The 25,397-nt window shown below is 69.9% G+C and carries 26 protein-coding genes, 1 tRNA gene and 1 pseudogene; 15 read left to right on the forward strand and 13 right to left on the reverse strand.

The features are described 5' to 3' along the window. Positions 1-125: 125 nt before the first annotated feature. Positions 126-1,622 (reverse strand): capsular biosynthesis protein, encoded by a 1,497-nt coding sequence (locus FVA80_RS11460; RefSeq protein WP_147909274.1) that lies wholly within the window; start codon positions 1,620-1,622, stop codon positions 126-128. Positions 1,623-1,972: 350 nt separating this feature from the next. Here FVA80_RS11460 and FVA80_RS11465 point away from each other — a divergent pair, with 350 nt between their 5' ends. From FVA80_RS11465 to FVA80_RS11480, 4 genes are all read left to right on the forward strand, one after another. Then, entirely contained in the window at positions 1,973-3,280 is a 1,308-nt protein-coding gene (locus FVA80_RS11465; RefSeq protein WP_147909275.1) for a capsular biosynthesis protein, read from the forward strand. 121 nt (positions 3,281-3,401) lie between these two features. Further along, positions 3,402-4,169, forward strand: coding sequence for an SDR family NAD(P)-dependent oxidoreductase (locus tag FVA80_RS11470; RefSeq protein ID WP_147909276.1), 768 nt, complete (start codon positions 3,402-3,404; stop codon positions 4,167-4,169). Continuing rightward, positions 4,169-5,029, forward strand: coding sequence for a formyltransferase family protein (locus FVA80_RS11475; RefSeq protein ID WP_147909277.1), 861 nt, complete (start codon positions 4,169-4,171; stop codon positions 5,027-5,029). Before FVA80_RS11470 ends, FVA80_RS11475 begins: the two co-directional genes overlap by 1 nt. A gap of 68 nt (positions 5,030-5,097) precedes the next feature. Continuing rightward, complete coding sequence (locus tag FVA80_RS11480) at positions 5,098-5,508, forward strand: flagellar biosynthesis protein FlgC (RefSeq protein ID WP_147909278.1); 411 nt, start codon at positions 5,098-5,100, stop codon at positions 5,506-5,508. Here the strand turns inward: FVA80_RS11480 and FVA80_RS11485 are convergent. The 5 genes from FVA80_RS11485 to FVA80_RS31240 all read right to left on the reverse strand — a co-directional run bounded on the left by FVA80_RS11485 (position 5,492) and on the right by FVA80_RS31240 (position 8,993). After that, on the reverse strand, positions 5,492-6,895 hold the full coding sequence (locus tag FVA80_RS11485) for an amino acid permease (protein ID WP_147909279.1): 1,404 nt from the start codon (positions 6,893-6,895) through the stop codon (positions 5,492-5,494). The two genes, FVA80_RS11480 and FVA80_RS11485, sit on opposite strands and share 17 nt — an antisense overlap. 72 nt (positions 6,896-6,967) lie before the next feature. Beyond that, positions 6,968-7,363, reverse strand: a complete 396-nt coding sequence (locus FVA80_RS11490) for a hypothetical protein (protein WP_147909280.1) — start codon at positions 7,361-7,363, stop codon at positions 6,968-6,970. A 79-nt stretch (positions 7,364-7,442) separates the two neighbouring features. Beyond that, on the reverse strand, positions 7,443-7,661 hold the full coding sequence (locus tag FVA80_RS11495) for a hypothetical protein (protein WP_147909281.1): 219 nt from the start codon (positions 7,659-7,661) through the stop codon (positions 7,443-7,445). A gap of 244 nt (positions 7,662-7,905) precedes the next feature. Further along, positions 7,906-8,526 carry a hypothetical protein gene (locus FVA80_RS11500; RefSeq protein ID WP_147909282.1) on the reverse strand — a complete coding sequence of 207 codons (621 nt, stop codon included), beginning with the start codon at positions 8,524-8,526 and terminating at the stop codon, positions 7,906-7,908. Next, on the reverse strand, positions 8,523-8,993 hold the full coding sequence (locus FVA80_RS31240) for a hypothetical protein (protein WP_246692370.1): 471 nt from the start codon (positions 8,991-8,993) through the stop codon (positions 8,523-8,525). Before FVA80_RS31240 ends, FVA80_RS11500 begins: the two co-directional genes overlap by 4 nt. Positions 8,994-9,238: 245 nt before the next feature. Between FVA80_RS31240 and FVA80_RS31245 the strand changes: the two genes are divergently transcribed. The 4 genes from FVA80_RS31245 (at position 9,239) to FVA80_RS11520 (ending at position 14,129) form a co-directional block, all read left to right on the forward strand. Further along, on the forward strand, positions 9,239-10,618 hold the full coding sequence (locus tag FVA80_RS31245) for a hypothetical protein (protein WP_246692371.1): 1,380 nt from the start codon (positions 9,239-9,241) through the stop codon (positions 10,616-10,618). A gap of 280 nt (positions 10,619-10,898) precedes the next feature. After that, on the forward strand, positions 10,899-11,168 hold the full coding sequence (rpsO, locus tag FVA80_RS11510) for a 30S ribosomal protein S15 (RefSeq protein WP_007560136.1): 270 nt from the start codon (positions 10,899-10,901) through the stop codon (positions 11,166-11,168). Between the two features lie 207 nt (positions 11,169-11,375). Continuing rightward, positions 11,376-13,598 (forward strand): polyribonucleotide nucleotidyltransferase, encoded by a 2,223-nt coding sequence (gene pnp, locus FVA80_RS11515; RefSeq protein ID WP_147909284.1) that lies wholly within the window; start codon positions 11,376-11,378, stop codon positions 13,596-13,598. Between the two features lie 309 nt (positions 13,599-13,907). Then, entirely contained in the window at positions 13,908-14,129 is a 222-nt protein-coding gene (locus FVA80_RS11520) for a YgaP-like transmembrane domain (RefSeq protein ID WP_147909285.1), read from the forward strand. Between the two features lie 79 nt (positions 14,130-14,208). Here FVA80_RS11520 and FVA80_RS11525 read toward each other — a convergent pair whose 3' ends face one another. Continuing rightward, on the reverse strand, positions 14,209-14,472 hold the full coding sequence (locus FVA80_RS11525) for a GlsB/YeaQ/YmgE family stress response membrane protein (protein WP_147909286.1): 264 nt from the start codon (positions 14,470-14,472) through the stop codon (positions 14,209-14,211). Between the two features lie 180 nt (positions 14,473-14,652). Here FVA80_RS11525 and FVA80_RS11530 point away from each other — a divergent pair, with 180 nt between their 5' ends. Further along, positions 14,653-15,009: a RidA family protein gene (locus FVA80_RS11530; protein ID WP_147909287.1), complete on the forward strand. Its 357-nt coding sequence runs from the start codon at positions 14,653-14,655 to the stop codon at positions 15,007-15,009. A gap of 98 nt (positions 15,010-15,107) precedes the next feature. Continuing rightward, a complete protein-coding gene (locus tag FVA80_RS11535) occupies positions 15,108-16,196 on the forward strand; it encodes a polyamine ABC transporter substrate-binding protein (RefSeq protein ID WP_147909301.1) in 1,089 nt (362 codons plus the stop codon). A gap of 48 nt (positions 16,197-16,244) precedes the next feature. Here FVA80_RS11535 and FVA80_RS11540 read toward each other — a convergent pair whose 3' ends face one another. The 4 genes from FVA80_RS11540 to FVA80_RS11550 form a co-directional block, all read right to left on the reverse strand. After that, entirely contained in the window at positions 16,245-16,649 is a 405-nt protein-coding gene (locus tag FVA80_RS11540) for a DUF3597 domain-containing protein (protein WP_147909288.1), read from the reverse strand. 100 nt (positions 16,650-16,749) lie between these two features. Beyond that, on the reverse strand, positions 16,750-16,875 hold the full coding sequence (locus FVA80_RS31910) for a hypothetical protein (protein ID WP_281408711.1): 126 nt from the start codon (positions 16,873-16,875) through the stop codon (positions 16,750-16,752). A gap of 354 nt (positions 16,876-17,229) precedes the next feature. Beyond that, a complete protein-coding gene (locus FVA80_RS11545; protein ID WP_147909289.1) occupies positions 17,230-17,553 on the reverse strand; it encodes a hypothetical protein in 324 nt (107 codons plus the stop codon). A 27-nt stretch (positions 17,554-17,580) separates the two neighbouring features. Next, on the reverse strand, positions 17,581-19,386 hold the full coding sequence (locus tag FVA80_RS11550) for a DEAD/DEAH box helicase family protein (protein WP_246692372.1): 1,806 nt from the start codon (positions 19,384-19,386) through the stop codon (positions 17,581-17,583). Between the two features lie 457 nt (positions 19,387-19,843). Between FVA80_RS11550 and FVA80_RS11555 the strand changes: the two genes are divergently transcribed. Continuing rightward, positions 19,844-19,927 (forward strand) — tRNA-Tyr (locus tag FVA80_RS11555). 23 nt (positions 19,928-19,950) lie between these two features. Here FVA80_RS11555 and ruvC read toward each other — a convergent pair. Then, entirely contained in the window at positions 19,951-20,574 is a 624-nt protein-coding gene (ruvC, locus tag FVA80_RS11560) for a crossover junction endodeoxyribonuclease RuvC (RefSeq protein ID WP_147909291.1), read from the reverse strand. Positions 20,575-20,726: 152 nt separating this feature from the next. Here ruvC and FVA80_RS11565 point away from each other — a divergent pair, with 152 nt between their 5' ends. Continuing rightward, entirely contained in the window at positions 20,727-21,299 is a 573-nt protein-coding gene (locus FVA80_RS11565; protein ID WP_147909292.1) for a peroxidase-related enzyme, read from the forward strand. Positions 21,300-21,306: 7 nt separating this feature from the next. Here FVA80_RS11565 and FVA80_RS11570 read toward each other — a convergent pair whose 3' ends face one another. After that, entirely contained in the window at positions 21,307-21,627 is a 321-nt protein-coding gene (locus tag FVA80_RS11570) for a YnfA family protein (RefSeq protein WP_147909293.1), read from the reverse strand. A 180-nt stretch (positions 21,628-21,807) separates the two neighbouring features. On the opposite strand from FVA80_RS11570, the gene FVA80_RS11575 reads away from it, so the two are divergent. The 3 genes and pseudogenes from FVA80_RS11575 to FVA80_RS11585 all read left to right on the forward strand — a co-directional run bounded on the left by FVA80_RS11575 (position 21,808) and on the right by FVA80_RS11585 (position 25,380). Beyond that, the gene (locus FVA80_RS11575; protein ID WP_187193649.1) at positions 21,808-23,346 is read left to right on the forward strand and encodes a PAS domain-containing protein; all 1,539 of its coding nucleotides are present in this window, start codon (positions 21,808-21,810) and stop codon (positions 23,344-23,346) included. 57 nt (positions 23,347-23,403) lie between these two features. Next, positions 23,404-24,370 (forward strand): annotated as a pseudogene (locus tag FVA80_RS11580) (tyrosine recombinase XerC). A 146-nt stretch (positions 24,371-24,516) separates the two neighbouring features. Next, positions 24,517-25,380: a response regulator gene (locus FVA80_RS11585; protein ID WP_246692373.1), complete on the forward strand. Its 864-nt coding sequence runs from the start codon at positions 24,517-24,519 to the stop codon at positions 25,378-25,380. The last annotated feature ends 17 nt before the right edge of the window (positions 25,381-25,397 follow it).

Raw genomic sequence — 25,397 nt, forward strand, 5'->3', positions numbered from 1 at the left:
GGACGTTCCCTGAAGCGGGGGCCTCGGCGTCACCCCCTCTTCCGCTACAAGAGAAGCCGGCCCTATCCCCGTTTGCGGGCTCGAAAAATCCGGGACACCGGATGTCACGGCGGTGCTCCCTGCCCTCAGCGCGGTCCAGCCTCGCGGCCGACGCCGCGGCGCCGGCGCAACGCCCGCACGATCGGATTGAACAAGCCGTAGCGGGCGCGCATGACCCAATGGGCGGTGCGGCCAATCGAGAGCGCGCTGCGCGGTGCGGCCTCGCGGGCGGCGCTCAGCCGGTCGAGAAGCTGCTCGGGGCTGCAGGGTTTCATCGCTACGGGGTCGAGGTAGCGCGAATAGAGGATCATCGCCCCGGCTACCAACTCGTCCAGGGTGAGCTTGCGGCCACGGTCGGCTCCCGGCGCCAGATCCTCGGACAGGCCCCAGCCCGAGTAGAACGGACGGCCATGAGTGGCCACGGTGAGCCCGCGGATCAGCGCCTCGAAGCCCGCGAGCGAGGTCATGGTCTCGACGTGGTGGACCCGGTCGAGCAGGTCGACGATGCTGACCCCCGCCACGATCCGGTCGGCGAGCGCCAGCACCTCCGCCTCCGGGATGATGCCGGGGCGAAACCCCGCCTCGACGTCGGGATGGGGCTTGTAGAGCAGGAAGGCGTCGGGGTTGCGCCGCCGGGCGGCCTCGAGCAGCGCCCGGTTGGACCGGACCAGCGGCGAGCCGTGCTGCACCGAGGCGTCGTCCTCCACCTGTCCCGGCACCAGCACGATCCTGCGGCCGGCCGGCCAATCGAGCGATGCGGCGTCCAGGCCAACATTGTACTTGCTGAGGCGGCGGGCCACGACCTCCTCACGCAGGCGCTTAGCCCGGCTCACGAGTTCGGGCGGGAAATCCGATTCGGCCAGCAGCCGTTGCAGGCGGCTCTCCCTGCGGGGATCGTAGTAGATGCCGAGGTCGTCGACCACGATCGAGGCGCCGGGCTGCAAGCTCGCCCCGAGGCCCACCGAGCGTAGGAATCCGTCCTCCACCCGGGCGAGCGGCAGGCCGGCCAGCGTGCAGGCGTCTTCAAGCTTGCCCGGGGCCCGCGTCGCCCAGGCGAGGATCCGGCCGTGATGGCGCTGGCCCGCTTCGACCGCGGCCTCGGCCGTCATGGTGTGGACCGGGCGCCCGGCGGGCCCGGTGCCGAGCACGTCGAGGGCCGTCCTCTTCCAGCGTGACATGCCGACATAGACGACGCGCCGGTCGTTCTCGGCGAAGCGTGCGGCGAGCCAGGCCACCGCCTCGGCGCAGGCCTCGCGGCCGATCGGCGCGCGGGTCCAGGGATCGAGGTAGTGGATGCCGCCCTCCCCGCCGAGCGGCACGTCGTCGAGGCTGATCCGCAAAGATGCGAAGCCCGTCTCCGGCCGATCGTACGGGCTGACCAGGGGACCCGGCGCGACGACGAGCCTGCGCCGGCCGGTCAGCGCGAGCAGCCGCGCCGCCAGGCTTCCCGCCTGCCAGACGGCGCCGACTGCACCGGGCCGCACCGGCCCGAAGGCGAGACCCGTCGCGGCCTCGATCTCCGTCCGCAGGCGGTGGATCGTCCGGCCGGTCGCATAGAGCGACGGGGTCGGTTCAAGGGACATGATGGGGCGCCCGGCTCCGGTCATCTGACTCGTTCGGGCCGTCGTGTAGCGCATTTTCTCCGGCATGGGATGGCCGGCCCAAAACCACCGAAATCACAGGGACAAGCGCGTCCGTTCGCGCAAAGCGTCACGTCGCGGAAAGGATTTGGACATATCGTCGCCGTGATTGACCCTTCAATCCAGGCGGGGGCCGCGAAAGTGCGACCGTTGCAGACGGGCCACGCCGGAGCGGAAACGCCCTCCTGCGACGCGGCCTCGGATTGCCGGCTCGCGCCGAGGCGTGCCACCTCAGGTCAGTCTTTCCGGTCCGGCTCCGTCCGGCCGAGGGTCAAGGATAGAAGCGCCGCGGAATGCATAAGACCGCCCCCGACGCCCTCCGCGACCGCCCCGCAACCTTTCTGTTCCTGCAGGGCATCGCGTCTCCGTTCTTCTCCGATCTCGGCACGGCGCTGCGCGCCCGGGGACACGAGGTCCGGCGCATCAACCTGTGCCCCGGCGACTGGCTGTTCTGGAACGGTAAGGCGGACAATTACCGCGGCCGCCGCGAGGCGTGGGGCACGTATCTCGAATCATATCTCGACCGCGAGGCCGTCACGGACATCGTGCTGTTCGGCGATTGCCGGCCGTTCCACCGGGCGGCCCGGATGATCGCGGAGGTCCGCGGCCTGCGCGTCCACGTGTTCGAGGAAGGCTACATCCGTCCCAACTGGATCACCTGCGAGCTCGGCGGGGTGAACGGCTTCTCGTCCCTGCCCCGCACGGCGGCCGAAGTCCGCGCGCTGGCGCGCCGCCTGCCCCAGCCCGGCCGGGCAATGCCCTCAACCGGCGATATGGCCCGCCGCAGCGTCTGGGATGTCGGCTACAACATCGCCAACATCGCCTTCCCTTATCTCTTCCCACATTTCCGCAGCCACCGGCCGACCCATATCGCGGCCGAGTACGCGGGCTGGATCAAGAAGTTCAGCCGCCGCTCCCACACCCGCCGCGAGGCAGCGCGCTGCGACGAGATCTACCGTGCGGTCGGCTGCGACTACTTCCTTCTGCCGCTCCAGCTCGACAGCGACTACCAGATCCGGGTGCACTCGCCGTTCCTGGGCGTCGAAGGCTTCATGGACCGGGTGATCAAGTCCTTCGCGGACGCGTCCTCGGCGCCGACGCGCCTCCTCGTGAAGCTGCATCCGCTGGACAGCGGCCTGATCAACTGGCGCAAGTTCGCCCGTGCCTCGGCCCGGCGCCACGGCGTCAGCGACCGGCTCGACTTCATCGACGGCGGCGACCTTCCGTCGCTGATCAAGGGCGCCCGCGGCGTCGTGATCGTCAACTCGACCGTCGGCATGCTGTCGCTGGAGATGGGCCGGCCGACTCATGCGGTCGGCACCGCGATCTACAACATGGCCGGACTGACCCATCAGGCCGACCTCGATGGGTTCTGGACGAACCCGACCCCGCCGGACATGGGCCTGATGGCCGATTTCCGCCGCGTGGTGCTACACCGGACACAGGTCAACGGCGGCTTCTTCTCCAAGGGGGCGATCGAGCGGGCGGTGGCCGGCTCGGTGCCGCGGATGGAATCCGCCCTCCCCGATTCGATGCTGGCCGCCGCGCGGGTGATCCGCGAAGGCGGCGAGAGCGACGGGCAACTCGCGCCCGTCTACTGAAGCGTGGCGGCAAACGTGTCGGTTCCGGCTGACAGTTTCCGGGGCCGGCCGACCCATTAAGTCACCGAAGAGCCGTCACCGGCCTTGATTTGTCCGTGCTCCGCGGCGTAGCACCCGCACCATGCCCCGCATTCTGATCACTGGCGCGTCGAGCGGTATCGGCGCTGCGCTCGCACGCCACTACGCGCGTGCCGACGCAAGCCTCATCCTCGTCGGACGCAACGTCGAGCGGCTCGAAGCCGTGGCCCGGGATTGCCGGGCGAGCGGCGCGACCGTCGAGCCCGTGCGGCTCGACACCCGTGACCGGGCCGCCGCGATCGCCCTGATCCACAGGCTTCACGCGGCGCAGCCGCTGGACCTCGTGATCGCCAACGCGGCCGTGAACGGCGGTAACCAGAAGGGCGAGGTCGAGTCCGAGGAGACGGCCTTCGAGACCTCCGACATCAATTACACGGGCTCTCTCAACATCGTGCTGCCCACCCTGACGTTGATGCTTCAGCGCGGCAGCGGCCAGATCGTGCTCGTCTCCTCCCTGGCGGCCTACGCGCCGCTGCAGGATGCCCCGGCCTATAGCGGCGCCAAGGCCGCCCTGGTCGCCCACGGGCTGGCCTTGCGCCAGAAGGTCGGGCCACGGGGCGTGAAGGTCAACGTCGTTGCGCCGGGCTACGTGAAGACCCCGATGGGCGGCGAGCTGAAGGGCTGGCGGCCCCTGGAGATGAGCGCCGAGCAGGCTGCCCTGCGCATCGCCAAGGGCGTCGCCAAGGATCGCGACGTGATCGCCTTCCCGTTCGCGCTGGCGGCCTTGGCCAGGACCGTCCTACTTCTTCCTGAGAGCATTCGCCGGGCCGGGCTCTACGCCTTCCGGTTCCAGCGGCGGCCGCGCCGCTGATGAGCCGCGCCCGGATCGCCCTGTTCGTGCTGGAGGCGCTGCCGAATGCCCGGGTGGTGCGCCGGTTCGTGGCCGATCACAGCGCCGACATCGCCTTCGTCGGGCTCTCGAACGCGGAGCGGCCGTCAAGCGGCGGGCTGACCGGGCAGGTCCGGCGCCACCTCACGCGGTCGGGGACCGGGATCCTTCCGTATCTGGCGGTGAATTTCGGGCTGCCCGACCTGCTGCGGCCGCTGGCGCCCCTGACCCAGGCCGTGGCCGGCAGCGGCGACGCGCCGGAATCGACGCCGCTCAAGACCCTGTGTCGGCGCCTCGGCATCCCGACCCTGACGGTGGACGACGTCAACGGTCCCGAGGTCGCACAGAGGGTGCGCGAGACCGCCCCCGACCTGATCCTGACCTATCATTTCGATCAGATCCTGAAGGCCGAGACCATCGGGTTGGCGCGGCTCGGCGGCATCAACGGCCATCCCGGGCTGCTGCCGCGCCATCGCGGGCCGGTCCCGACGATCCACGCCCTAGCGGACGGCCCGGGCGCCTTCGGCATGACCCTGCACTGGCTCGCCGCCACGATCGACACCGGGGCTATCCTCGCCCAGGAGGCCGTGCCGCTGCCCGCGGACACCACCGCCACCCGGGCGGCCTTGGCGCTCCACGCCCATGGCCGCGGACTGCTGGACCGCCTGCTCGATGAGATCGCCCGCACCGGCCGCATGCCCGAGGGCCGCAGCACCGCCGTCCTGCCCTACTGTCCGTTTCCGGATCGCGCGCTGCTCGCCTCCCTGCGCCGGAGGGGCCTGCGCCTGACCGACGGACGGGACCTGCGCGAGGCGGTGAGCCTGTCTGGCCGGGCCGGTTAACCGACCCTTAAGCCTGTTTCGAGAAGGATCGGTCAGCCCAACGTCCCGTTCCGACCGAGCCTGTTCGCATGCCGGATACAAGCCCCCTCAAGGCGGCCACCGATGCGTTGGCCTACGGCCGCCGGATCCAGAGCGGCCAGATCCGTGCGATCTCCGAGAACATCGCGAACGCCGATTCGGTCCCGGCCAATCCCAATGGGGCGCCCTACGCCCGGAAGATCGCGGTGTTCCGTCCGGTCGATGTCGAGGCGGGGCGCGAGCTGGTCGGCCGCATCGTGCGCGATTCGAGCGACTTCCGCAGGCGTTACGACCCGACCAACGTGTCCGCCGATCGGCAAGGTTATGTCCGCCTGCCCAACGTCAACGTCGCCCTCGAATCGGCCGACCTGCAGCGCGTGATCCGCAACTACGAGCTGAACCTCAGCGCCGAGGCGTCGATCGACACGGTGAGCCGGGCGACGCTCAACCTTCTCGGGTGAGCCGGGCGTTGCGGCGGCCGTAGCCGGCGTAGATCGCCAGCCCGATCACCAGCCAGAGTGCGAGCCTGATCCAGGTGTCCGGCGGCAGCGAAGCCATCAGGATCACGCAAGACAGGATGCCGAGCACGGCGATCGGGGTCGCCGCCGGGACTCGGAACGGCCGGGGCCTGCCTGGGTCCGTGCGGCGCAGGATCAGCACGATCGCGCAGACGAGGCTGAAGGCCAGGAGCGTGCCGATGCTGACGAGCTCGCCAAGGATGTCGATCGGCACCAGCCCGGCCACCGCCGCCGTGAACAGTCCGATCACCACCTGGCTCGACACCGGCGCCCGGGTCGCCGGATCGACCCGGCAGAACAGGGGCGGCAGCAGCCCGTCCCGGGCCATGGCGAAGAAGATCCGGCCCTGCCCGTAGAGCGCGGTGAGCGCCGAGGTGGTCAGCCCGATCAGCGCACCGATCTTGATGACGATGGCGAAGCTGGGCAGCGCCAGCCGGTCGATCGCCTTGGCGATCGGGTCGGCGACGTCGAGCTCCCGGTAGGGCACGAGGCCGGTGAGCACCGCCGCCACCGCCACGTACAGGACCGTGCTGATCGCCAGCGAGCCGATCAGCCCGGCCGGCGCGTCGCGTTGGGGCGCCCGGCACTCGCCCGCCGCGGTGGCCACGGTCTCGAAGCCGATGAAGGCGAAGAACACCACCGCGGCCCCGCGGAACACGCCGCTCCAGCCGTAGCTGCCGAAGGTGCCGGCGTTCTCGGGCACGAACGGGTGCCACAGCGCCGGCTGCAGATGGACGGCGCCGACGCCCACGAAGGCCAGGATGATCGCGATCTTGGCAACCACCAGGAGCCCGTTGATCAGGGAGGCGTCCCGGGTCGAGCGGGTCAAGAGCGCGGTCAGCGCCAACACGATGCCGACCGCCGGCAGGTTCAACCAGCCGCCATCTCCCGGCGCCCCCGACAGCGCGGCCGGCAGCGTCAGGCCGAAATCCGCCGCGAGCGACTGCGCATAGCCGGACCATCCCACCGCCACCGTGGCCGCCGCCAGGGCGAATTCGAGCACGAGGTCCCAGCCGATGATCCAGGCCGGGAAAACCCCAAGGGTCGCCCGGGTGTAGGTGTAGGTCGATCCCGCCTCCGACATCATGGCGGCCAGCTCGGCGTAGCACAGGCCGACGAAGCCGCAGGCGATGCCGCCGATCACGAAGGACAGACTGAGGGCCGGCCCAGCATATTGCGCCGCCGCGGTTCCTGTCAGAACGAAGATGCCGGCGCCGATCGTGGCGCCGAGCCCGATGGCGATGAGGCCGGGGGCCGTAAGGCTCCGCGCGAGTTCGGGATGACCGTTCGCCGGGCTCTCGATCCGGGCGATTGCAGCGGTGTCGGTCATGTCGCGGCTCACGGTCGTCCGGCATCAGCTGTGTCGGATGGGAGCCCGGTGAGCAAGATCCGAGCCGCGACGTCAAGCCGCACGTACGGCGTTCAGGACGCCGCCGGCTTCGGCGCGCAGGCTCGTGAAAACCTGCGGCAGGTCCGTGACCGAGGCGAGCACGGGGCCGGCCTCTGAGCCCGTGACCTGCACGTCTCCGGTGACGACGCTCAGGGTGGCGGTGATCGCGCCGGTGCCAATGACGGCCTCCGAGACGGTCCTTAGGATGTCCCGGGTTGCCACGCCCTGCTCCTCGACCACTGTGGTAATCGCCGGGGCGACGCCGCTCATGTCGCGCATCCGTACGGTGATGCCGTCCACGGCCGTGATGGCCTGCTCGGTCGAGGTCTGGATGCGGTGGACCTGCGTGGCGATCGCCTGCGTCACCCGGGCCGTCTGCTGGTCGCGTTCCTGGACCTCGGCGTTCACAACCGCGAAGCCCCGGCCCGTGCCGCTTCGACCCTGGCGCTTTGAGCCAGCAATTGGGTCTGTCCCGCGATGTCCGAGATCAGCGCCGCCACGTCGCCGACGCGCCCACCTGCCGGCCGAGCTCGACGATCGACGAACCCAGCTCCGCGGCGGCCGCAGAGGCCCGCTGGACCTCGAAGGCGGCATCCCCCGCGTAGGCCGCCACCGACAGGGACCGGTCCGCCTTCGTGGCCACGGTGCCGGCCGCCAGACTCGACGGCGCCGGGGTCGAGGATCCCGCCGACCTGGCGAGGATCACGCGTCCTGCTTGGTGCACCGGATCCCACTTGAGATCACGAGTGCAATGCACCAATGAAATTCAACCCCTATTATAACTCAGTAAAATCTTTGATTGATCACGCAATTTTATCAATGTAATTTTTTGGTGTTTGATCGGGTTCTGGTATCGAATAGATTTTTATACCAAAATGAACTACAAAATATGCAAAGGTCGAATTTTTAGGCACATTGAAGCTTTCTGCTTCTTGGTGCCGGCGTCGTGTTCATGGCGTTGCCTTGTCCGAGGCCGGCGGCTGTACCTCGACCATCCGCGGATCGGTCCGGAAGAGTCGGGCCACGGAGGCCGAGAATTTGATGAAGGCGCGGCCCTGCGGGGTGATCACGTAGCCGTCCCCGGACGGCGCGACGTTGCCAGAGGCGGTCTGCTCCGCCAGGCGCCGCTCGATCTGCCGGTACTCCCCGAGATAGACCGATTCGAACAAGGCGCGCGCGCGCGCGGCGCTGAATCTCTCCTCGGGACGGGCCGCCATCTGGCCGAGCAGGAAGACGCTGATCGAGCGGTCGATCGTCACCGGAAGAATCACGAACACGCTGAGGTTCAGGGCGAGCGATAGCACGCAGGCTCCCAGAGCATCCCTGCGATGCAGGCCCCAGGGACGGCCGAGGCCGGCAAGCGTCGTCATCGCGCCGGCCGTGACCGCGAAAGCCACCAGCAGCAGGATCAGGCCGCGATAGAACAGGATCGTCACGTTGGATGCGAGGTCCGTCCGGAACAGCAGCACGAAGCAGCCGAACCCGATGAGGATTGCTCCGGCATGCAGCGCCCCTTGGGCCGCGAGCCAGCGCAGCGCCCCATTCAGACGTGCGGGGGCGGGCCGGGTCATCGCGCTGCCCCGCTTGGGTCCTGGCTGAGATCCTGAACGGACAGGATCCGGACCAACGGCGACGCGTAGAGCGGCCGGCTCCGCCAGACCCAGGAATCAGGGTCCGTCCAGGGGGCGTCTCGGGCGGTGACGATGAGTGCGCCGATGCCGGCGGCGGCGGCCCGGCGCCGGACGTCGTCTGCCCCGAGGGTCTCGGAGAAGATCGGCCCGACCTGCGCGAGCCGCGCCGCGACCGCTTCGGGGGAGGCCCCGAACAGCCGCGCCTCCCGGTCGGCCACCGCGACCGGCTGGCGTCCGTAGAGGCCGAAGTCGAACACGCGCGGTTCGGCGGCCGCGTGCTGAAGCACGAGACTCCGCGGCAGATGCGTGCCGGCCCATTCATAGGCCATCCGCAGGGCACGATCGATGTCGGGGCGTGCGTTGAGGAACGCGAAGCTCGGATGGCCGGAGATGCGGTAGGCCCGCATCCCGGCGAAGCCGTAGAGCGTCGTCGCATAGCCGAGCAGGAGCAGCGCCGCGAGCAGGCCGGGCAGCCGGAGCCGCGTGCCGGCGCCCGCGCCAGCGCCGCGACGGTCCAGGCCAGGGCGGCGACCTGCGCCAGCAACACCACGCGCCAGCCCAGGTCGTTGTAGAGGATCGCCGAGCGCAGGAAGCCGCCGATCAGCAGGGACGACGCCGCCACGATGGTGAGCAGGCGTCCCGCCTCGCGCGCATGCGCAGCGCGCCGGGGGACGACACGCCAGAACAGGAACGCGCCGGCGGCGAAGACGCCGAAGGCCAGGTAGTAGTTGACCGGCAGCAGGATCAGGCGGAGCAGGCTCAGGAGCGGCCCGTCCGCGAATCCCTCCAGGGGGCCGAAGCTCCGGACCGCCAGGACGATCGCTTGCCCGGCCTCATGCCGGCTCGCAACGAGCCCGGACAGGTAGGGTGCTGCGAGGAGTGCGGCGACGAGCCCGGCCGCGACCAGCCGTCCGGCATCGCGCCAGCGGCGCTCGAGCGCGAGCAGCGTCAGCCAGGTTCCGGCCGCCGCGACCGCGCCCAGGCACACCCAGACCGACAGGCCCGCGCAGGCCGCGAAGGCGATGCCCGCCACCGCGACCGCGACGCCCGGTGCGCGCCGGGTGCCGTCCGCCGCCTCCGCGAGGATCAGAAGCCCGAGCCAGGCCGCAAGGGTGGCGGCGACGTGGTGCGGGACCCAGACCAGGGAGCTCGGCCAATTCAGGACCTGGTCGTTCAGCCATTCCGGCATCGGGATCCAGAGCCCGGTGGCGATCCGGTCGCGGAGGACCAGCAGGATGTCGAGCCCGGCCGCCGGCAGCAGCAGGAGGGTCGCACGGCGTACGAGGCGCGGGGAGGCCTCCCGCACCAGGCCGGTGGCGGCGAGCAACCGGTCCAACAGGCCGAGCAGCCCGACCCCGGTCCAGAACGCGAGCCCCGCGAAGGCGGTGCGCCCGTCCACGTGCGTTCCGCCGGCCCGGTCGATCAGGGCGCACAGCGTGTAGAAGAAGTAATAGTAGCCGGCGCGCTCGGGCCGGGCGAAGAACGGATCGACCGGCGGCAGGCCGTCCTGGACGATCGCGCGGGTCAGGCTTGCGTGCTTCACGAGGTCGATGACGGTGACGGGCTGGTACAGGCCCGTGCCGGTATCGATGTCGATCAGCGCGTAACCGACGATCCCGAGCCAGAGCCCGGCGAGCGCCAGGCCGTACGCCGCGGCGGAGAGATCGATCCTGCCCCGCAGCGCGCGGATCGCCGGCACCAGCCCGGCCAGCCCCAGCGCGAGGTTGGCCAGCGCGGCGGCCGGGATGCCGGCGGCCTGGACCAGCAGGCTGTCGAGAACCGGCAGCAGGCCGATGCCCAGCAGAGCCGCGCACAGGAGCCGATCGCCGGGCGAGAGGGCGCGGAAGCCGAGGATCCCGGTCAGAGCGCCCAGCGCGTAGCCCGGCAGCAGCAGCAGGGGGACACCGAGCAGCGTCGCCGCCAGGATCCCGCACGCGTCCGTGAGACTGGCGTTCATCGGCGGGCCGCTCTGCGTCGGGCCTTCCCGCCCCAGCCTCGTCCCGGCAGCCGGGATGAAGCCGTAAGTGTCTGATCCTGCATCGTCTTTGTCCGAAAGCCGGCGGCAACCTTTCGGGACGATGCTCTAGCACGCCGGTGTTAAACCTTCCCTCGGCGGACCGCCCGGGCCCGGGGCTGGTTTATCCGGTGGTTTCGTGTATGGATCGCGCAGCCTCGGCCCGGGTTACCGGGCGGGGTTTGAGCCGCTTGGCGCTGTGACCGTGCTGGACGACATCCCGGCACCGGCCGAACGCCGAGCTCGAGCGCCCCGATCGGGGCGCCGCATCTGACCTGCACAACCCGAAAGGTATGCGATGTCGATCACGGCAGAGCGCAAGACCGCGCTCATCAAGGAACACCGCAAGGACGCCAAGGACACCGGGTCCCCCGAGGTCCAGGTCGCGATCCTCACCGAGCGGATCACCAACCTGACCGGCCACTTCAAGACCCACGGCAAGGACAACCACTCCCGCCGGGGCCTGCTGAAGATGGTCTCGCAGCGCCGCTCGCTGCTCGACTACGTCAAGCGCAAGGACGAGGCCCGCTACCGCGCCCTCATCGAGCGCCTCGGCATCCGCCGCTAAGTCCGACCACGCGCGGTTCCGAGCCCGGCTCGGGGCCGCGTTTCACAATCTCGGGCTGCCGGAATGGGTCCGGCCGCTCGAAAACGGGCCGCTTCGAGGCGCCAGCGTCGGGGCAGGATCGCGAGACACTTCATTGGACGAAGTGTCTCGCCGTCTTGCCCCCGACGGCGCCGGGCCGGGCCCGCCGAAGGTAAGGAAGAGACAAGAATGTTCGACGTTCAACGTGAAGAGCTGATGTGGGGCGACCGCAAGCTCGTCCTGGAGACCGGCAAGGTTGCCCGGCAGGCTGACGGCGCCGTGATCGCCACCTACGGCGAGACCTCAGTGCTCGCCACCGTGGTCGCCACCAAGGAGCCGAAGCCCGGCATCGACTTCCTCCCGCTCACCGTGAACTACCAGGAGCGCGCCTACGCCGCCGGCCGGATCCCGGGCGGCTACTTCAAGCGCGAGGGCCGTCCCTCCGAGAAGGAGACCCTGGTCTCCCGCCTGATCGACCGCCCGATCCGCCCGCTGTTCATCAACGGCTGGCGCAACGACACCCAGGTCGTCATCACGGTCCTGACCCACGACCTCGAGAACGATCCCGACATCGTGTCGATGGTCGCCGCCTCCGCCGCCCTGACCCTGTCGGGCGTGCCGTTCATGGGCCCGATCGGCGCCGCCCGCGTCGGCTACATCAACGGCGGCTACCGGCTGAACCCGCTGGTCACCGAGACCAAGGAGGAGTCGAGCCTCGACCTCGTCGTCGCCGGCACCCAGGACGCCGTCCTGATGGTCGAGTCGGAGGCCAAGGAGCTGTCCGAGGACGTGATGCTCGGCGCCGTGATGTTCGGCCACAAGCACTTCCAGCCGGTCATCGAGGCGATCATCCGCCTGGCCGAGAAGGCCGCCAAGGAGCCGCGCGACTTCAAGGCCCCCGAGAACGCCGACGTCGAGAAGGCCGTCCTCGAGGTCTGCGAGACCGAGCTGCGCGCCGCCTACACCAAGACCGTCAAGCAGGAGCGCTACGCCGCCGTCGACGCCGTGAAGGCGACGGTGATGGCCGCCCTCTGCGCCGAGGGCGCCGAGAAGTTCCCGGCCGAGAAGGTCAAGGCCGCCTTCAAGGAGGCGCAGTCGAAGGTCGTGCGCTGGAACGTGCTCGACACCGGCTCGCGCATCGACGGCCGCGACCTGAAGACGGTCCGCCCGATCGTCTCCGAGGTCGGCGTGCTGCCCCGCGCCCACGGCTCGTCGCTGTTCACCCGCGGCGAGACACAGGCCCTCGTGGTCGCCACGCTGGGCACCGGCGAGGACGAGCAGTTCATCGACTCGCTGGACGGCACCTACAAGGAGCGCTTCCTGCTCCACTACAACTTCCCTCCCTATTCGGTGGGCGAGACCGGCCGCATGGGCTCCCCGGGCCGTCGCGAGATCGGCCACGGCAAGCTGGCGTGGCGGGCGATCCGGCCGGTCCTGCCGCCGGCCCACGAGTTCCCGTATACGATCCGCGTCGTGTCCGAGATCACCGAGTCCAACGGCTCGTCCTCGATGGCCTCGGTCTGCGGCGGCTCGCTGTCGCTGATGGATGCCGGCGTACCCCTGCGCCGCCCGGTGGCCGGCATCGCCATGGGCCTCATCCTCGAGGGTGAGCGCTTCGCGGTCCTGTCCGACATCCTGGGCGACGAGGATCACCTCGGCGACATGGACTTCAAGGTGGCCGGCACGGACGAGGGCGTGACCTCGCTCCAGATGGACATCAAGATCGCCGGCATCACCGAGGAGATCATGCGGGTCGCCCTCGACCAGGCGAAGGACGGGCGCGCCCACATCCTGCAGGAGATGGCCAAGGCCCTCACCGACGCCCGGCCGGAGCTGGGCGAATACGCCCCGCGCATCGAGACGATGCAGATCCCGACCGACAAGATCCGCGACGTGATCGGCACCGGCGGCAAGGTGATCCGCGAGATCGTCGAGAAGACCGGCGCCAAGATCAACATCGAGGACACCGGCATCGTGAAGATCGCCTCGGCCGACGGCAAGGCGATCAAGGCGGCCTATAACTGGATCCGCTCGATCGTCGCCGAGCCCGAGAACGGCATGATCTACGACGGCACGATCGTGAAGTGCATGGAGTTCGGTGCCTTCGTGAACTTCTTCGGCGCCAAGGACGGCCTCGTCCACATCTCGGAGCTCGCCGCCCAGCGGGTCGCCAAGGTGACGGACGTCGTCAAGGAAGGCGACAAGGTCAAGGTGAAGTTCCTCGGTCAGGACGACCGCGGAAAGATTCGCCTGTCCATGCGCGTCGTCGATCAGCAGACCGGCGAGGACATCACCGAGAAGGTGAAGTCCGAGCGCGATTCCAGCCGCAGCGACCGGGACGGCGAGCCCCGGCGCGAGGATAACGGCGGCCGCCACCGTGGCGAGCGTCGCCGCGAACCCACCGGCGAGTAATCGCTTGAGACATTCCCGTGCGGGCTTTGGCCCGCACGGGTACGATGCGCGAGGCGCGGTCCCCCGGGGCCGCGCCTTTTTCATGCGTGACGACGCATGTCTGCCGCGGTGAGGCCGATTTCTGACCGCACCGCGTCACGGCCGACGCGCAGCCGGCACCGCCGCCGTCCCGGGGCCGAGATTGCCGGCCGCGTTCAGCTGCGACGACTGATCGCCGTGCGCGATATGCAGCGCTCCATCGTGCGGCGCGGACGGAACGCTGGCTCCGCGCCCGCGTTCGCACCGCGATCTCACAACGGGAAGCGTTTCATGGCCAACGATATGATCAACGACATCTTCAGTGGGCAGCCGAACCTGTCCACCACCGAGCGGGCCGTGTCGGTCGCGCTCGGTCTGGGGATCGCCGCGGCGGCCGCGCAGCCCCGGCCGAACAAGATCCTCAGCCTGCTGGCGCTGGTCGTCGGCGTCGGCCTGGCAGTGCGCGGCGCCACCGGCCACTGCGCCGTCAAGGCGGCCGCCGATCACCTCTGAGGGTCCGACCGGATCGACCGGCCACAAAAAAGGGGCGCCCCGCGGGGCGCCCCTTCGTTTTCCGATGTGCCGGAATCGGTCAGATGGTCGTGCGGCGGCGGCCGGCGATCATGCCGTAGATGAACAGCACCACGACGGCGCCCACGATGGCTCCTATGAAGCCCGCTCCCTGGTTCGGTCCGTACCAGCCGATAGCCTGGCCCAGGAAGGTCGCCACGAAGGCGCCGACGATGCCCAGGATGGTGGTGAGGATGAAGCCCGACGGCTCGTTCGGTCCGGGCATGAGGAACTTCGCGATGATTCCAGCGAGGAACCCGATGATGATGGTCCAGAGAATACCCATGACGAACCCCAAGGCGTGACAAGCGATGCCGTGTGAACGCACGTCGGTCGGCACCGGTTGCTCGCAACTGCACACGAAGGGAGAATTTTCCGCCGGTTCCCGCGGCGCGTCGGCGCGCGGCCCTTTACGATCGGCCCGGAGCCGCGGCAGATACCGGCGTTTCGCCGGCTGGAGACTTGAATGAGCATCGAACGGATCGAACCGGGCTCGCGGATGTCGCAGGGCGCCATCCACGGCAACACCATCTACCTTGCCGGCCAGGTTGCATCCGACCCGGTCGGCACCGGGGTCACCGCCCAGACCCAGAATATCCTGGACCAGATCGACCGCCTGCTCGCGGCCGCCGGCAGCGACAAGGATCACATCCTCACGGCAACGATCTACCTCGCCGACATCGGCCATTTCGCTGAGATGAACGCCGCCTGGGATGCCTGGGTGTCCAAGGATCATCCGCCGGCGCGTGCCACCGTTGAGGCGCGGCTGTGCGATCCGCAATATCTGGTCGAGATCGTGGTCGTCGCGGCGAGGCTGGCGTGATCGCGGCCGGGACGGGCCGGGTCGGACGATCGCTCCGGCGCCTCGTCCCGGCCCGCCGCTGGGCGGCTGCGCGCTCGGAGAGCGGCTTGCGGACCAGGATGGCAGCGCTGCTCGCCGCCCTCCTCGTCCTCGGCCCCGCCGCGCCCGTGCGGGCCGCGGACGAGCGGGTCGTCAACATCTACAACTGGTCGGACTACATCGACCCGAAGGTGCTCGACGCCTTCACCCGGGAGACCGGGATCAAGGTCGTCTACGACACCTACGACAACAACGAGATCTTGGAGACCAAGCTGCTGGCCGGCCGCTCCGGATATGACATCGTCGTGCCGTCGGGGCCCTATCTCCAGCGGCTGATCCGGGCCGGCGCATTCCTGCCCCTCGACAAGGCGAAGCTGAAGAACCTTGGCAATCTCTGGCCGGAGATCGCGGGCCGGCTGGCCGTCTACGACCCCGGCAACACCTACGCGGTCGACTACATGTGGGGCACCACCGGCATCGGCTACAACGTCGCCGCCGTGCGCGAGCGACTGGGTGTCAACGCGGCGCTGAACTCCTGGACCGTCGTCCTCAATCCCGCATCCGCGAACAAGCTCAAGGATTGCGGGATCATGATGCTCGACAGTCCCGAGGATCTGATCCCCAGCATGCTGCCGGTCTTCGGCGCGAAGGCCGATTCCAAGCGCTTGGACGACCTGACCCTGGTCACCGACGCGCTCTACAAGGTCCGGGGCACCGTGCGGAAGTTCCACGCATCGGAATACATCCAGGCGCTCGCCAACGGCGATATCTGTGTTGCGGTCGGCTATTCGGGCGACGTGCTGCAGGCCAAGCGCCGAGCCGAGGAGGCCAAGAACGGCATCGAGATCGCGTATGTCGTGCCCAAGGAGGGCGCGCTGATGTGGTTCGACTCCTTCGCGATCCCGAAGGATGCCGCCCACCCGGCCGAGGCCCTGGCCTTCATCGACTACATGCTGCGGCCCGAGGTGGCGGCGGCCAACACCAACTTCGTGGCCTATGCCAGCGGCAACCTCGCGGCGAAGAAGTTCGTGAAACCGGAGATCCTGAGCAACCCCGGCATCTACCCGGACGAGGCGACGATGCAGCGCCTGTCGATCAACACCGCCTGGGACGACCGGACGCAGCGCTACGTCACCCGGCTCTGGACCCGGGTCCGCACCGGGCGCTGAAAGAAAGGCCCGGCGCCGCTCGATGCGCCGGGCCTTCAGGTCTCGGTTTTAGTTCTTCAGGTCTTCCGGAACCTTGCCGCCGTTCTCAGCGAGCTTCTTCATCACCTGCTTGTGCAGCCAGATGTTCATCGAAGCCGAGTCATCCTTGTCGCCGGTGTAGTGCAGCTCGTCGGCGAGCTGCTTCCGCTCGGTCAGGCTCGACTCGAGGCCGAGCAGCTTCATCAGGTCCACGATCGAGTGGCGCCAGTCGAGCTTCTGCCCGTTCTTCTCGGCGAGGCCGGTGAGCACCGCCTCCACGTCCACGGGCTCGCCGCCCGCGCTGCCTGGGGCCGAAGCCGTGCCCGAGGCGGTCGAGCCGCTCGCGGAGCCCGACGTGGACGCGGGCGCGGCGTCCGCGGAACCGCCGCCGAACGGATGGAGGATCTTGCCGACGATGCTGCCGAGGAGGCTCATAGGTCCGCTCCGATAATCGAGGCCCGACCTGTGCGCCGGGCGGGCTGTAAACCGGTTGTCGGCCCAGGCGTTCCGAGAATCGGTTTGCGCGGCGCCGAGACTAGCCGCGGGCGCCGTGCAGCGCGATCCCCAGCAGGGTCAGCCCGAGCACCAGGAAGATGCCGCTCCAGCGTTCGAGGACGACGGCGCGCGCCGGGTCGCGCAGCGAAAGACCCGCCAGACCCACACTGCAGACTAAGCACCCCAGGCTCATTACGATAACCGGCACGTTCCTCGTGGTCCGAACTCGACGGGTCCAGCCTTAGTCAGATCTGGGCGCTGTGCGGTACCGAAGGCCACGTAGTCAACGGGAAATGCACAGGGTTCGATCTGAGCAGACTCGGTCGATGTAGAACCTCTGACGCTCTCAATTTGAATATCGGGCGGAAAATCAATCCTGTCACACCGCATTTGAAGGATATGTCGGTCGGATATTCGGTCTTGGTTCCCCGATAGGGTCGGCAGCAGACATCAGCAGGGTTGGCCGACCGGCTGAGGACCGGAACCCTCCCCTGCCCCACGACGACCGTGAGTTCGACGCTCAATCCGCGCCCGACAGGGCGGCGGCGAGCTCCGCGCGTTCCTCGGCGAGCGTGCCGCGCGGCACCGGGCGGCCGGCGCGGTCGTACCAGTAGCGCGCATTGCCGGCATCGCCCTCGATCCGGTGGAGATGGGCGTGGACCCAGGCGGCGTCCGGCCCGGAGGCGTCCTGGACGAGGGCATGCGCCCGTGCCCAGGCAGCGTCGGCGGTCTCGGTGCCATCCTTGGCGAGCCACCAGAGGGCGGCGCGCGGCGCCGGCCAGGCGGAAGGCGGCTCGGGCTCGGTCAGCGTCGCCGCGAAGGCGGCCGGCAGGGTCTCGGTCATCGGGCACTCCTCCCCATCCGCGACGGGTCAGCGTCCAGCGGCGCGCTCCGGCAGCCAGCGGCTGCGGCGCTGGCGGGCGGACCACGCGTAGCGGGTATCGCCGTCGAGGCGGTCGAGATGGTCCGAAAGCCGGTTGCGTTCAAGCCAGGCGAGCGCGGCCTCAAGTTCGGGCAGGGTCATGGTCGCGCGACCCTTGCCGAGCACGCGTTTCAGCACCGCGTTATAGCGATGCGCGAGGTTGCTGCCGCGGGGAACGCGCAGCGACGCCTCGTCTTCCACGGCTTGGCTCGCCACCGCGACGGCCAGCCGCTGGCGCAGGGTCCGCTCCGTGACCGACGGCGGCTCGGGCGCCGGCGCCACCGGGGCGGGTTCGGCGAGGCGCGGGCGCAGCAGAGCGTAGCGCAGCCCGATCGCATTGCTCTCCAGCGGCGTGATCCCCCCGGGATCCTCGTCCCGCCACGGGGTCCGCTCCGGCACGAGCGCGGTGGCCGGCCGCTCGCGCTTGGGCCGTACGCTGCTGCCCTGCTCGGTCTCCAGCTCCAGGCGGAACCGGGCGAAGAGCGGGTCGTCCGGGTGGAAGATCAGCGCCTGCTGGGACTCGTAGGGTCCCGCATGCGGATCGACCCGGGTTGCCCGGGCCAGCATCTGCTCGAGCCAGGGCCGGGAGCGGATATGGGTGAGAGCCGCCACCACGGCGACCTCGGGGGCGTCGAGCCCCTCGTAGGCCATCGCCACGGTGACCAGCACGGCCGGCTCCGCGGTCAGGCGGAACGCCGCCAGGGCCGCATGGGCATCGCCCTGCCCCGACGTTGCCAGGCGGACGTCGCGCTCGCCCTGCCCGGCCGGCATCCAGCTCCGCAAGGTCGTCAGGTAGGCGCGCGCGCTGGCCTGGTCCGGGGCGACCACCAGGAGCTTGCCGAGTCCCCGTGCCATCTCGCCGGCCGGCAGGTCGCGTTCGAGCCGGCGCCGAGCGCGCAGGCGCTTGGTGGCGAAGAAGGATTCGCTGAGGAGATCCCGGGCGAAGCCGGTTCGCAGGGCCGTGAACAGGGCCGGCCGGGTGGTGACCCGCACCGAGCCGGCGCCCAGCCGGTGCGGCCCGACCCGGGGGCTGTCGCCCGCGATGCGGCCGCCTTCGAGCCAGCTCGCCTCGCCGTCGATCGCCCCGAAGGTGACCGGGAGCACCGCCCGCTCGGCCAGCGCCTGCGAACGCGAGTAGCCGATCACCGCGAGCCCCGGCGCTTCCAGCTCCAGTTCCGGCCCGCGACCGAGGGCGGACGGCCGGTAGGGCAGGCCGAGGATGCGCCGCCCGTCCGCCCGCTCCAGGGTGCCGGACAGGAACAGGCCGATCTCGGCCGCCTCCATCACGGGTAGCATCGCCCGGGACCACGCCCCGGCCTCGGCCTCCTCGGTGGAGGATTCCTCCGCGCCGGGACGTCCCGGGACCGGCAGGTGGTGGACCTCGTCGACCACCAGCAGGGTGCGGTGGGCCCGCGCCTCCGCGAGGTGCAGCGCCGGGGCAGCCGCCACCGCCTGATAGGTGGTGACGTAGCCGGCCAGGCCCCGGGCGGGATCGCGCTCGTTGTCGGCCGCGCGCACGCTGAGCGCATGCCCGAACGTCGCCCGCCAAAGCGGATCGGCGAAGGCCTCCTCGGCCTGGAGGCGCAGGGAGTCCCGCGGCACCACCCAGACCACGCGGTCCACCCGGCCCGCGGCGATCAGCGTATGCGCCGCAATCACCGGGAGCAGCGACTTGCCGCCGCCAGGCGTCACCGCCGCCAGGATCTTCTGGACATGCCCCGCCTGCCCGCTCGCCATGGCCGCGACGAGGGCCATCAACGTACGCTGGTGCGACCGCAGGGATGGGGCGGGACGGGTCAAGGGCCGGCGAAGCAGGGCGACATCGGCGCACCGTGGCCGATCCGGATTCCTTTGTGAATCCCTCGGGACGCGGAACGTTCGCGTTTTCTTCCCGGGCGCTGTGGTCGCTGGCGCAGGTTCGTTCGGACTGAGCCGCTGCGCGGGGCATCCCATGCTGGGTTCCGGGCCACATTCCGCGGCCGCTGCAGGCGCCCGGGAAAGCGGCGTTTCATCCTGCACCGCCGCTTTCCCGGAGATGTGGAGCGGAACCTGATCCGGGACCCAGCACCGCATGCGCCGCGCAGCGGTTCGGCCCCCTCAACCCCGCAGAAGTGTCGTAAACCCAGCCCGGGAGGCGGGATCCGGCCACGACAAGCGTTGACACCCGGCCAGCCCCTCACCATAAGGGCGCCGCGGGTGAGAAACCTGCCTTGGGGGAATGTCCCGAGCGGCAAAGGGGGCGGACTGTAAATCCGCTGCGTAAGCTTCGTAGGTTCGAGTCCTACTTCCCCCACCAAGCTTTCTGAAGATCCTGCCCGATCAGACCTGCTTCGCCAGGGCCGCCTCGATGCGCGCGGCGGCCGCGGCCGAGAATCCCTTTCCGGCCAGCCCCTGCCCAGCGGCCGCCTGTCCGTTGAGGTTGCGCCGCTTGCCCTCCGGCAGGTGCGTCTTGCGCAGGGCGTGCGCGTCGCGGTGGCTGGCATGAGTGATCGCGATGGCCAGCGCGTCGGCGGCGTCGGCGACACGGAATTCGGCCTTCGGGAGCAGGAAGCGGACCATCGCCTGGATCTGCACCTTCTCGGCGTGGCCGGAGCCCGCCACGGTCTTCTTGATCAGGTTGGCGGCGTACTCGAACACCGGGAGGCCGGCGAGCGCCGGCACCACCAGCGCCATGGCCCGGGCATGGCCCAGCTTGAGTGTCGCCTGGGCGTCCTTGTTGACGAAGGTCTCCTCCACGGCGACCTCGTCGGGTGTCTGCGCCGCCACGATGCGCCCGATCCCTTCGAACAGCTCGCGCAGGCGCAGCGCAAGCGGCAGGTCGCCGTCCGAGGTGACGACCCCGCAATCGCCGTAGCTCAGCTTGCTGCCCTGCGCGGTGATCAGGCCCCAGCCGGTGCGGCGGAGCCCCGGGTCGATCCCCAGGATGCGGACGATGCTGCTCATGACGCTCCAGGGCTTTTTGTCTCGTCCATCGTCGTGTTCCGAAAGGCGGCCGCATCCTATCGGCCGTCCGCCCTCGACGATCTGCCCGAGCGTGCCGTACGTATCGTGAACGCCCGGTTTCACCAAGGGACCGGGATTCAGGGAGCCCGACCATGAGCGCGTCAGCACCGATCAGCCGCTTCCCGGTGCCGAAGCTGTCCGAGATGCCCGAGGATCTGCGCGCCCGCATCGCCCTGGTGCAGGAGAAGGCGGGCTTCGTGCCCAACATCTTCCTGGCGTTGGCGCACCGCCCGGACGAGTTCCGCGCCTTCATGGCCTATCACGACGCGCTGATGGACAAGCCCGGCGGCCTGACCAAGGCCGAGCGCGAGATGATCGTGGTCGCCACCAGCGCGGCCAACAACTGCCTCTACTGCGTGATCGCCCACGGGGCGATCCTGCGGGTCCGCGCCAAGAACCCGCTGCTCGCCGACCAGGTCGCGGTCGCCTACGCCAAGGCCGACATCACCCCGCGCCAGCGCGCGATGCTGGCCTTCGCGCTCAAGGTGGCCCAGGCGGCCCACACGGTCGAGGCCGAGGACCATGACGTGCTGGCGGGCCACGGCTTCAGCCCCGACGACATCTGGGACATCGCCGCGATCACCGCATTGTTCGCCCTGTCGAACCGACTGGCCAGCGTGACGGATCTGCGGCCCAACGACGAGTTCTACACGATGGGGCGATGAGGCGCCCTCACCCCCGCCGCCCGAGCAAAATGATTGCCGTGCCGGCGAGGCAGACGGCGCTGCCGGCGAGGTCCCAGCGGTCCGGCCGCTGCCCTTCCGCGAGCCACAACCACAGCACCGAGGCGGCCACGTAGACTCCGCCATAAGCCGCGAAGGCGCGCCCCGCCGCCGGGCTGTCCACCAGGGTCAGCAGGCCGGCGAACGCCACCAGGGAGGCGGTCCCCGGCAGCGCCCACCAGGCCGAGCGGCCGAGCCGAAGCCAGGCCCAGAAGGCGAAGCATCCAGCGATTTCTGCGAGGGCGGCGCCGGCATAGACGAGGAGCGTCATCGCACGAGCCTTGGCATGGGTATCGACCAGGGGCGAGGTGAGATGGACAAGCGGGCGACGCCGCATCCTCGGAAAACCTTACCCCGAAGTGCAAGATGCTCACGCGCGCAAGATCGGCTAAGACCTGTCCCGATCGCTTCCGCGTGCTTCCCGGGCCCCGCCCGATCCACCACCCCGGCCATGTCAGACCCGATCGAGACCGCCCGCCTCCAGGTCCTCCACAGCTACGGTATCCTCGATACGCCGCGCGAGCCGGCCTTCGACGACATCGTCACGCTGGCGACGCAGATCTGCGCGGTGCCGGTGGGCCTCGTCAGCCTCGTCGCGGCCGACCGGCAATGGTTCAAGGCTCAATGCGGCTTCCCATCCTGCGAGACGCCCTTGAGCCAGTCGGTCTGCGCCCATGCGCTGACCGCCGAGGACGGGCTGCTGGTGATCCCCGACCTGACGGCCGATCCGCGCACCCGCGAGAACACGCTGGTGACGGAAACGCCGTTCATCCGGTTCTATGCCGGGGCTGTGCTGCGGACCGATGACGGCGTCTCGCTCGGAACCCTGTGCGTGATCGACACGAAACCTCGGCCGGACGGGCTGAAGCCGGATCAGGCCTTCGCACTGCGGGCCCTGGCGCGGCAGGTGATGGCGCAGCTCGAACTGCGCCGCGCGGTCCGGGAGCGGGAGGCGGCGCTGGCGGCCGAGCGCCTGGTCCGCGACGCCCTGGCGGTCTCCGAGGAGCGTTACCGCCTCTCGTCGCGGGCGACCACGGACCTGATCTGGGACTGGAACCCGCAGACGGGCCGGATCCACTGGGATGACGGGTTGTCGGCGCTGTACGGATTTCAGCCGGGCGAGATCGAACCCAGCAACGACTGGTGGTACGCGCACATCCATCCCGAGGATCGCGACCGCGTTCGCCGCAGCGTCCAGGCGGCCATCGACGGCGCACCCCTGCGCTGGAGCGAGGGATACCGTTTCCGGCGGGCCGACGGGAGCTATGCCACCGTCCTCAACCGGGCGATCATCGTCCGGGGCTCGGAGGGCAGGGCCACCCGAATGACCGGCGTGATGCTGGATGCGACCCAGCAGGCCGAGGCCGACGCCCACCGCGAGATGCTCAGCCAGGAACTCAGCCATCGGCTGAAGAACACCCTGGCGATGGTCCAGGCAATTGCCTCGCAGACCCTGCGCGACGCCCCCGACGTCGCGTCGGCCCGCGACGCCCTGCTGCAGCGCCTGCTGGCGCTCGGCAAGGCGCACGATATCCTGCTCGCCGGCAATGCCGAGCGGGCCGGCATGGAGGCGGTGATCCGCGGCGCGCTGGCGCTCCACGACAACGCCCGCGCCGGCCGGCTGCGGATCGAGGGGCCGCCCCTCGACATCGGGCCGAAGGCGGCCCTCGCCCTGGCGCTGATGATCCACGAGCTGGCGACCAACGCGGCGAAGTTCGGGGCCCTCTCGGCGGCAGCCGGCGCTGTCGGCGTCACCTGGCAGATCGAGACCCGGGACGACAATCCGCACCTTCGGCTCAGCTGGGCCGAGTCCGGTGGGCCTCCGGTGACCGCGCCGTCGCGCAAGGGGTTCGGAACCCGCCTGATCGAGCGCGCCTTCGCGGGCACGGTCGCCGGGGACGTCGCCTTGGAGTACCGGGAGACCGGTCTGCTCTGCGTCCTCACCGCGCCGCTGGCGGGTTTCCAGGGCAAGGATGGAATTCTGAACTGAGGCGCGGCCCTGCGCGGCGTTAAGTCCCCGACAATAAAATACCGGTCGAGTGAGGCGATGAGCGCGCGCGACACGGCAGACGACCTGATCGTGATTCCCGGCGACGCGCGCCTGCGCGAGGTGGTCCATGCCTGGGCCGACGGGCTGGCGCGGGAGCGGCGGATGTCGCCCAACACCGTCGAGGCCTACAGCCGGGACCTGCGCCAGTTCCTGGTCCACCTGGCCTCGCGCTTCGGCACCCCGACCATTCCGATGCTGGTGGCCCTGAAGGTCCGCGACATCCGCGCCTTCATGGCCGCCCGCCGGGCCGACGAGGTATCCGGACGCTCGCTGATGCGGATGCTGGCGGGCTTGCGCTCGTTCGGGCGCTTCCTGGAGCGCGAGGGCTACGGCAGCGTCTCGGCGCTCGGCGGCGTGCGTGCGCCCAAGGTCCCGCGCCGGCTGCCCCGGCCGATGCCCGTCGCCGCCGCGGTGGCGCTCACCGACACGGCCATCCGGGCCGGCGAGGAGCGCGCGCCGTGGGTGCTGGCGGGACGCCGCCGTCCTCGCCTTGCTCTACGGCGCCGGCCTGCGCATCTCCGAGGCCCTCGGCCTCACCCGGCGCGACGCCCCGCTCCCAGGCAGCGATCAGGTCACGGTGCTCGGCAAGGGCGGCAAGCAGCGTATGGTGCCGATCCTGCCAGTGGTGGCGCGGGCGGTGGCCGACTACGTCGCCGCCTGCCCGCTGCCGCTGCCGCCGGAGGGGCCGCTCTTCGTGGGGGCCCGCGGCGGGCCGCTCTCGCCGCGCATCATCCAGTACACGGTGGCCCGCGCCCGGGGGGCGCTCGGCCTGCCCGAAAGTGCGACGCCCCATGCCCTGCGCCACTCCTTCGCGACGCATCTGCTCGCCCGCCAGGGCGAGTTGCGGGCGATCCAGGAACTGCTCGGCCACGCCTCCCTGTCGACCACGCAGCTCTATACCCAGGTCGACGCCGCCCGGCTGATGAGCGCCTACACGGCGGCGCATCCGCGGGCGGGCCGGTGATCTAGACTGTCGGTGATAGTGCAAGTTGCTATTCTTATGGGTTGTCCGTTCGAATAATCCGTAGACTGAGCTTATTAGGCTGCTTTTTAAGGGCTTCGTCATCACCTGCATCCATGATCCGGATTGGGGGATGCGAGTGTCGGGGCATGGCCATGGAGCTTGATCAGGCGGGGTCGCCGGCGCGTGTCGCAATCGCGGATTGCGATGCGGGACGCCGCGCCGCCCTGCGGGCAATCGTCGAACGCTTCGACTCCCGCGCCGTGATCGACGAGGCCACGTCGGGTCAGGCGCTGTGCGACATCCTTCTGAAGAAACGCCCGAGCCTCGCCTTCGTGGGGCTCCAGCTCGCCGACCTGAGCGGGCCCGAGGCGGTCGCGGTCGCACGCCGGGCCGGTGCCGAGCCGCCCTGCCTGGTTCTGGTCGCCAACCGGGTGCTGCCGCACTGGCAGGAGATCGCCCAGAGCCTCGGCGCCTACGAGGTGCTGAAGACGCCGCTCGACCCGGGCCATATCGAGCCATTGCTGCATGCCGATGCCCGCCGCCGCACCCCGACCCGGGCGCTGCTGGCCTGCTCGTCCCCCGCCGGGCGGACCGCGATCAGCCGGGTGGTGGCCCGCAGCGGCTTCGCAATCGAACTCGAAGAGACCAATTGCGGCCACCATGCCCTGAGCCAGCTCAAGCTCCGTGCCTACGATTTCGCGTTCCTCGACGTGAAGCTCGGTGGCATCGAAGGGATGGAACTCGCCTGTCAGATCCAGCCCCTCGGGCTGCCGACACGGATCACCCTGCTGACCACGTCGGAGCTGGAGCCGATCGCACAGGCCGGGCGCTACTTCGGGGTCGATGCGGTGCTGCGGATGCCGTTCTACGCCCGCGACATCGACCTGGCGCTGCACAACGCCCTGGGCTTGCGCCGGCCGTATCTCCTGAACGCCCTGACGGCGCCGCCGGCCCCAAGCGCGCTCCTGCGGATCGCGGACCTCCCGAACGCCCGGCGCAAGATCGCCTGATCCCGCGCCGGATCGGC

The organism is Methylobacterium sp. WL1, assembly GCF_008000895.1.
Lineage (GTDB): Bacteria > Pseudomonadota > Alphaproteobacteria > Rhizobiales > Beijerinckiaceae > Methylobacterium.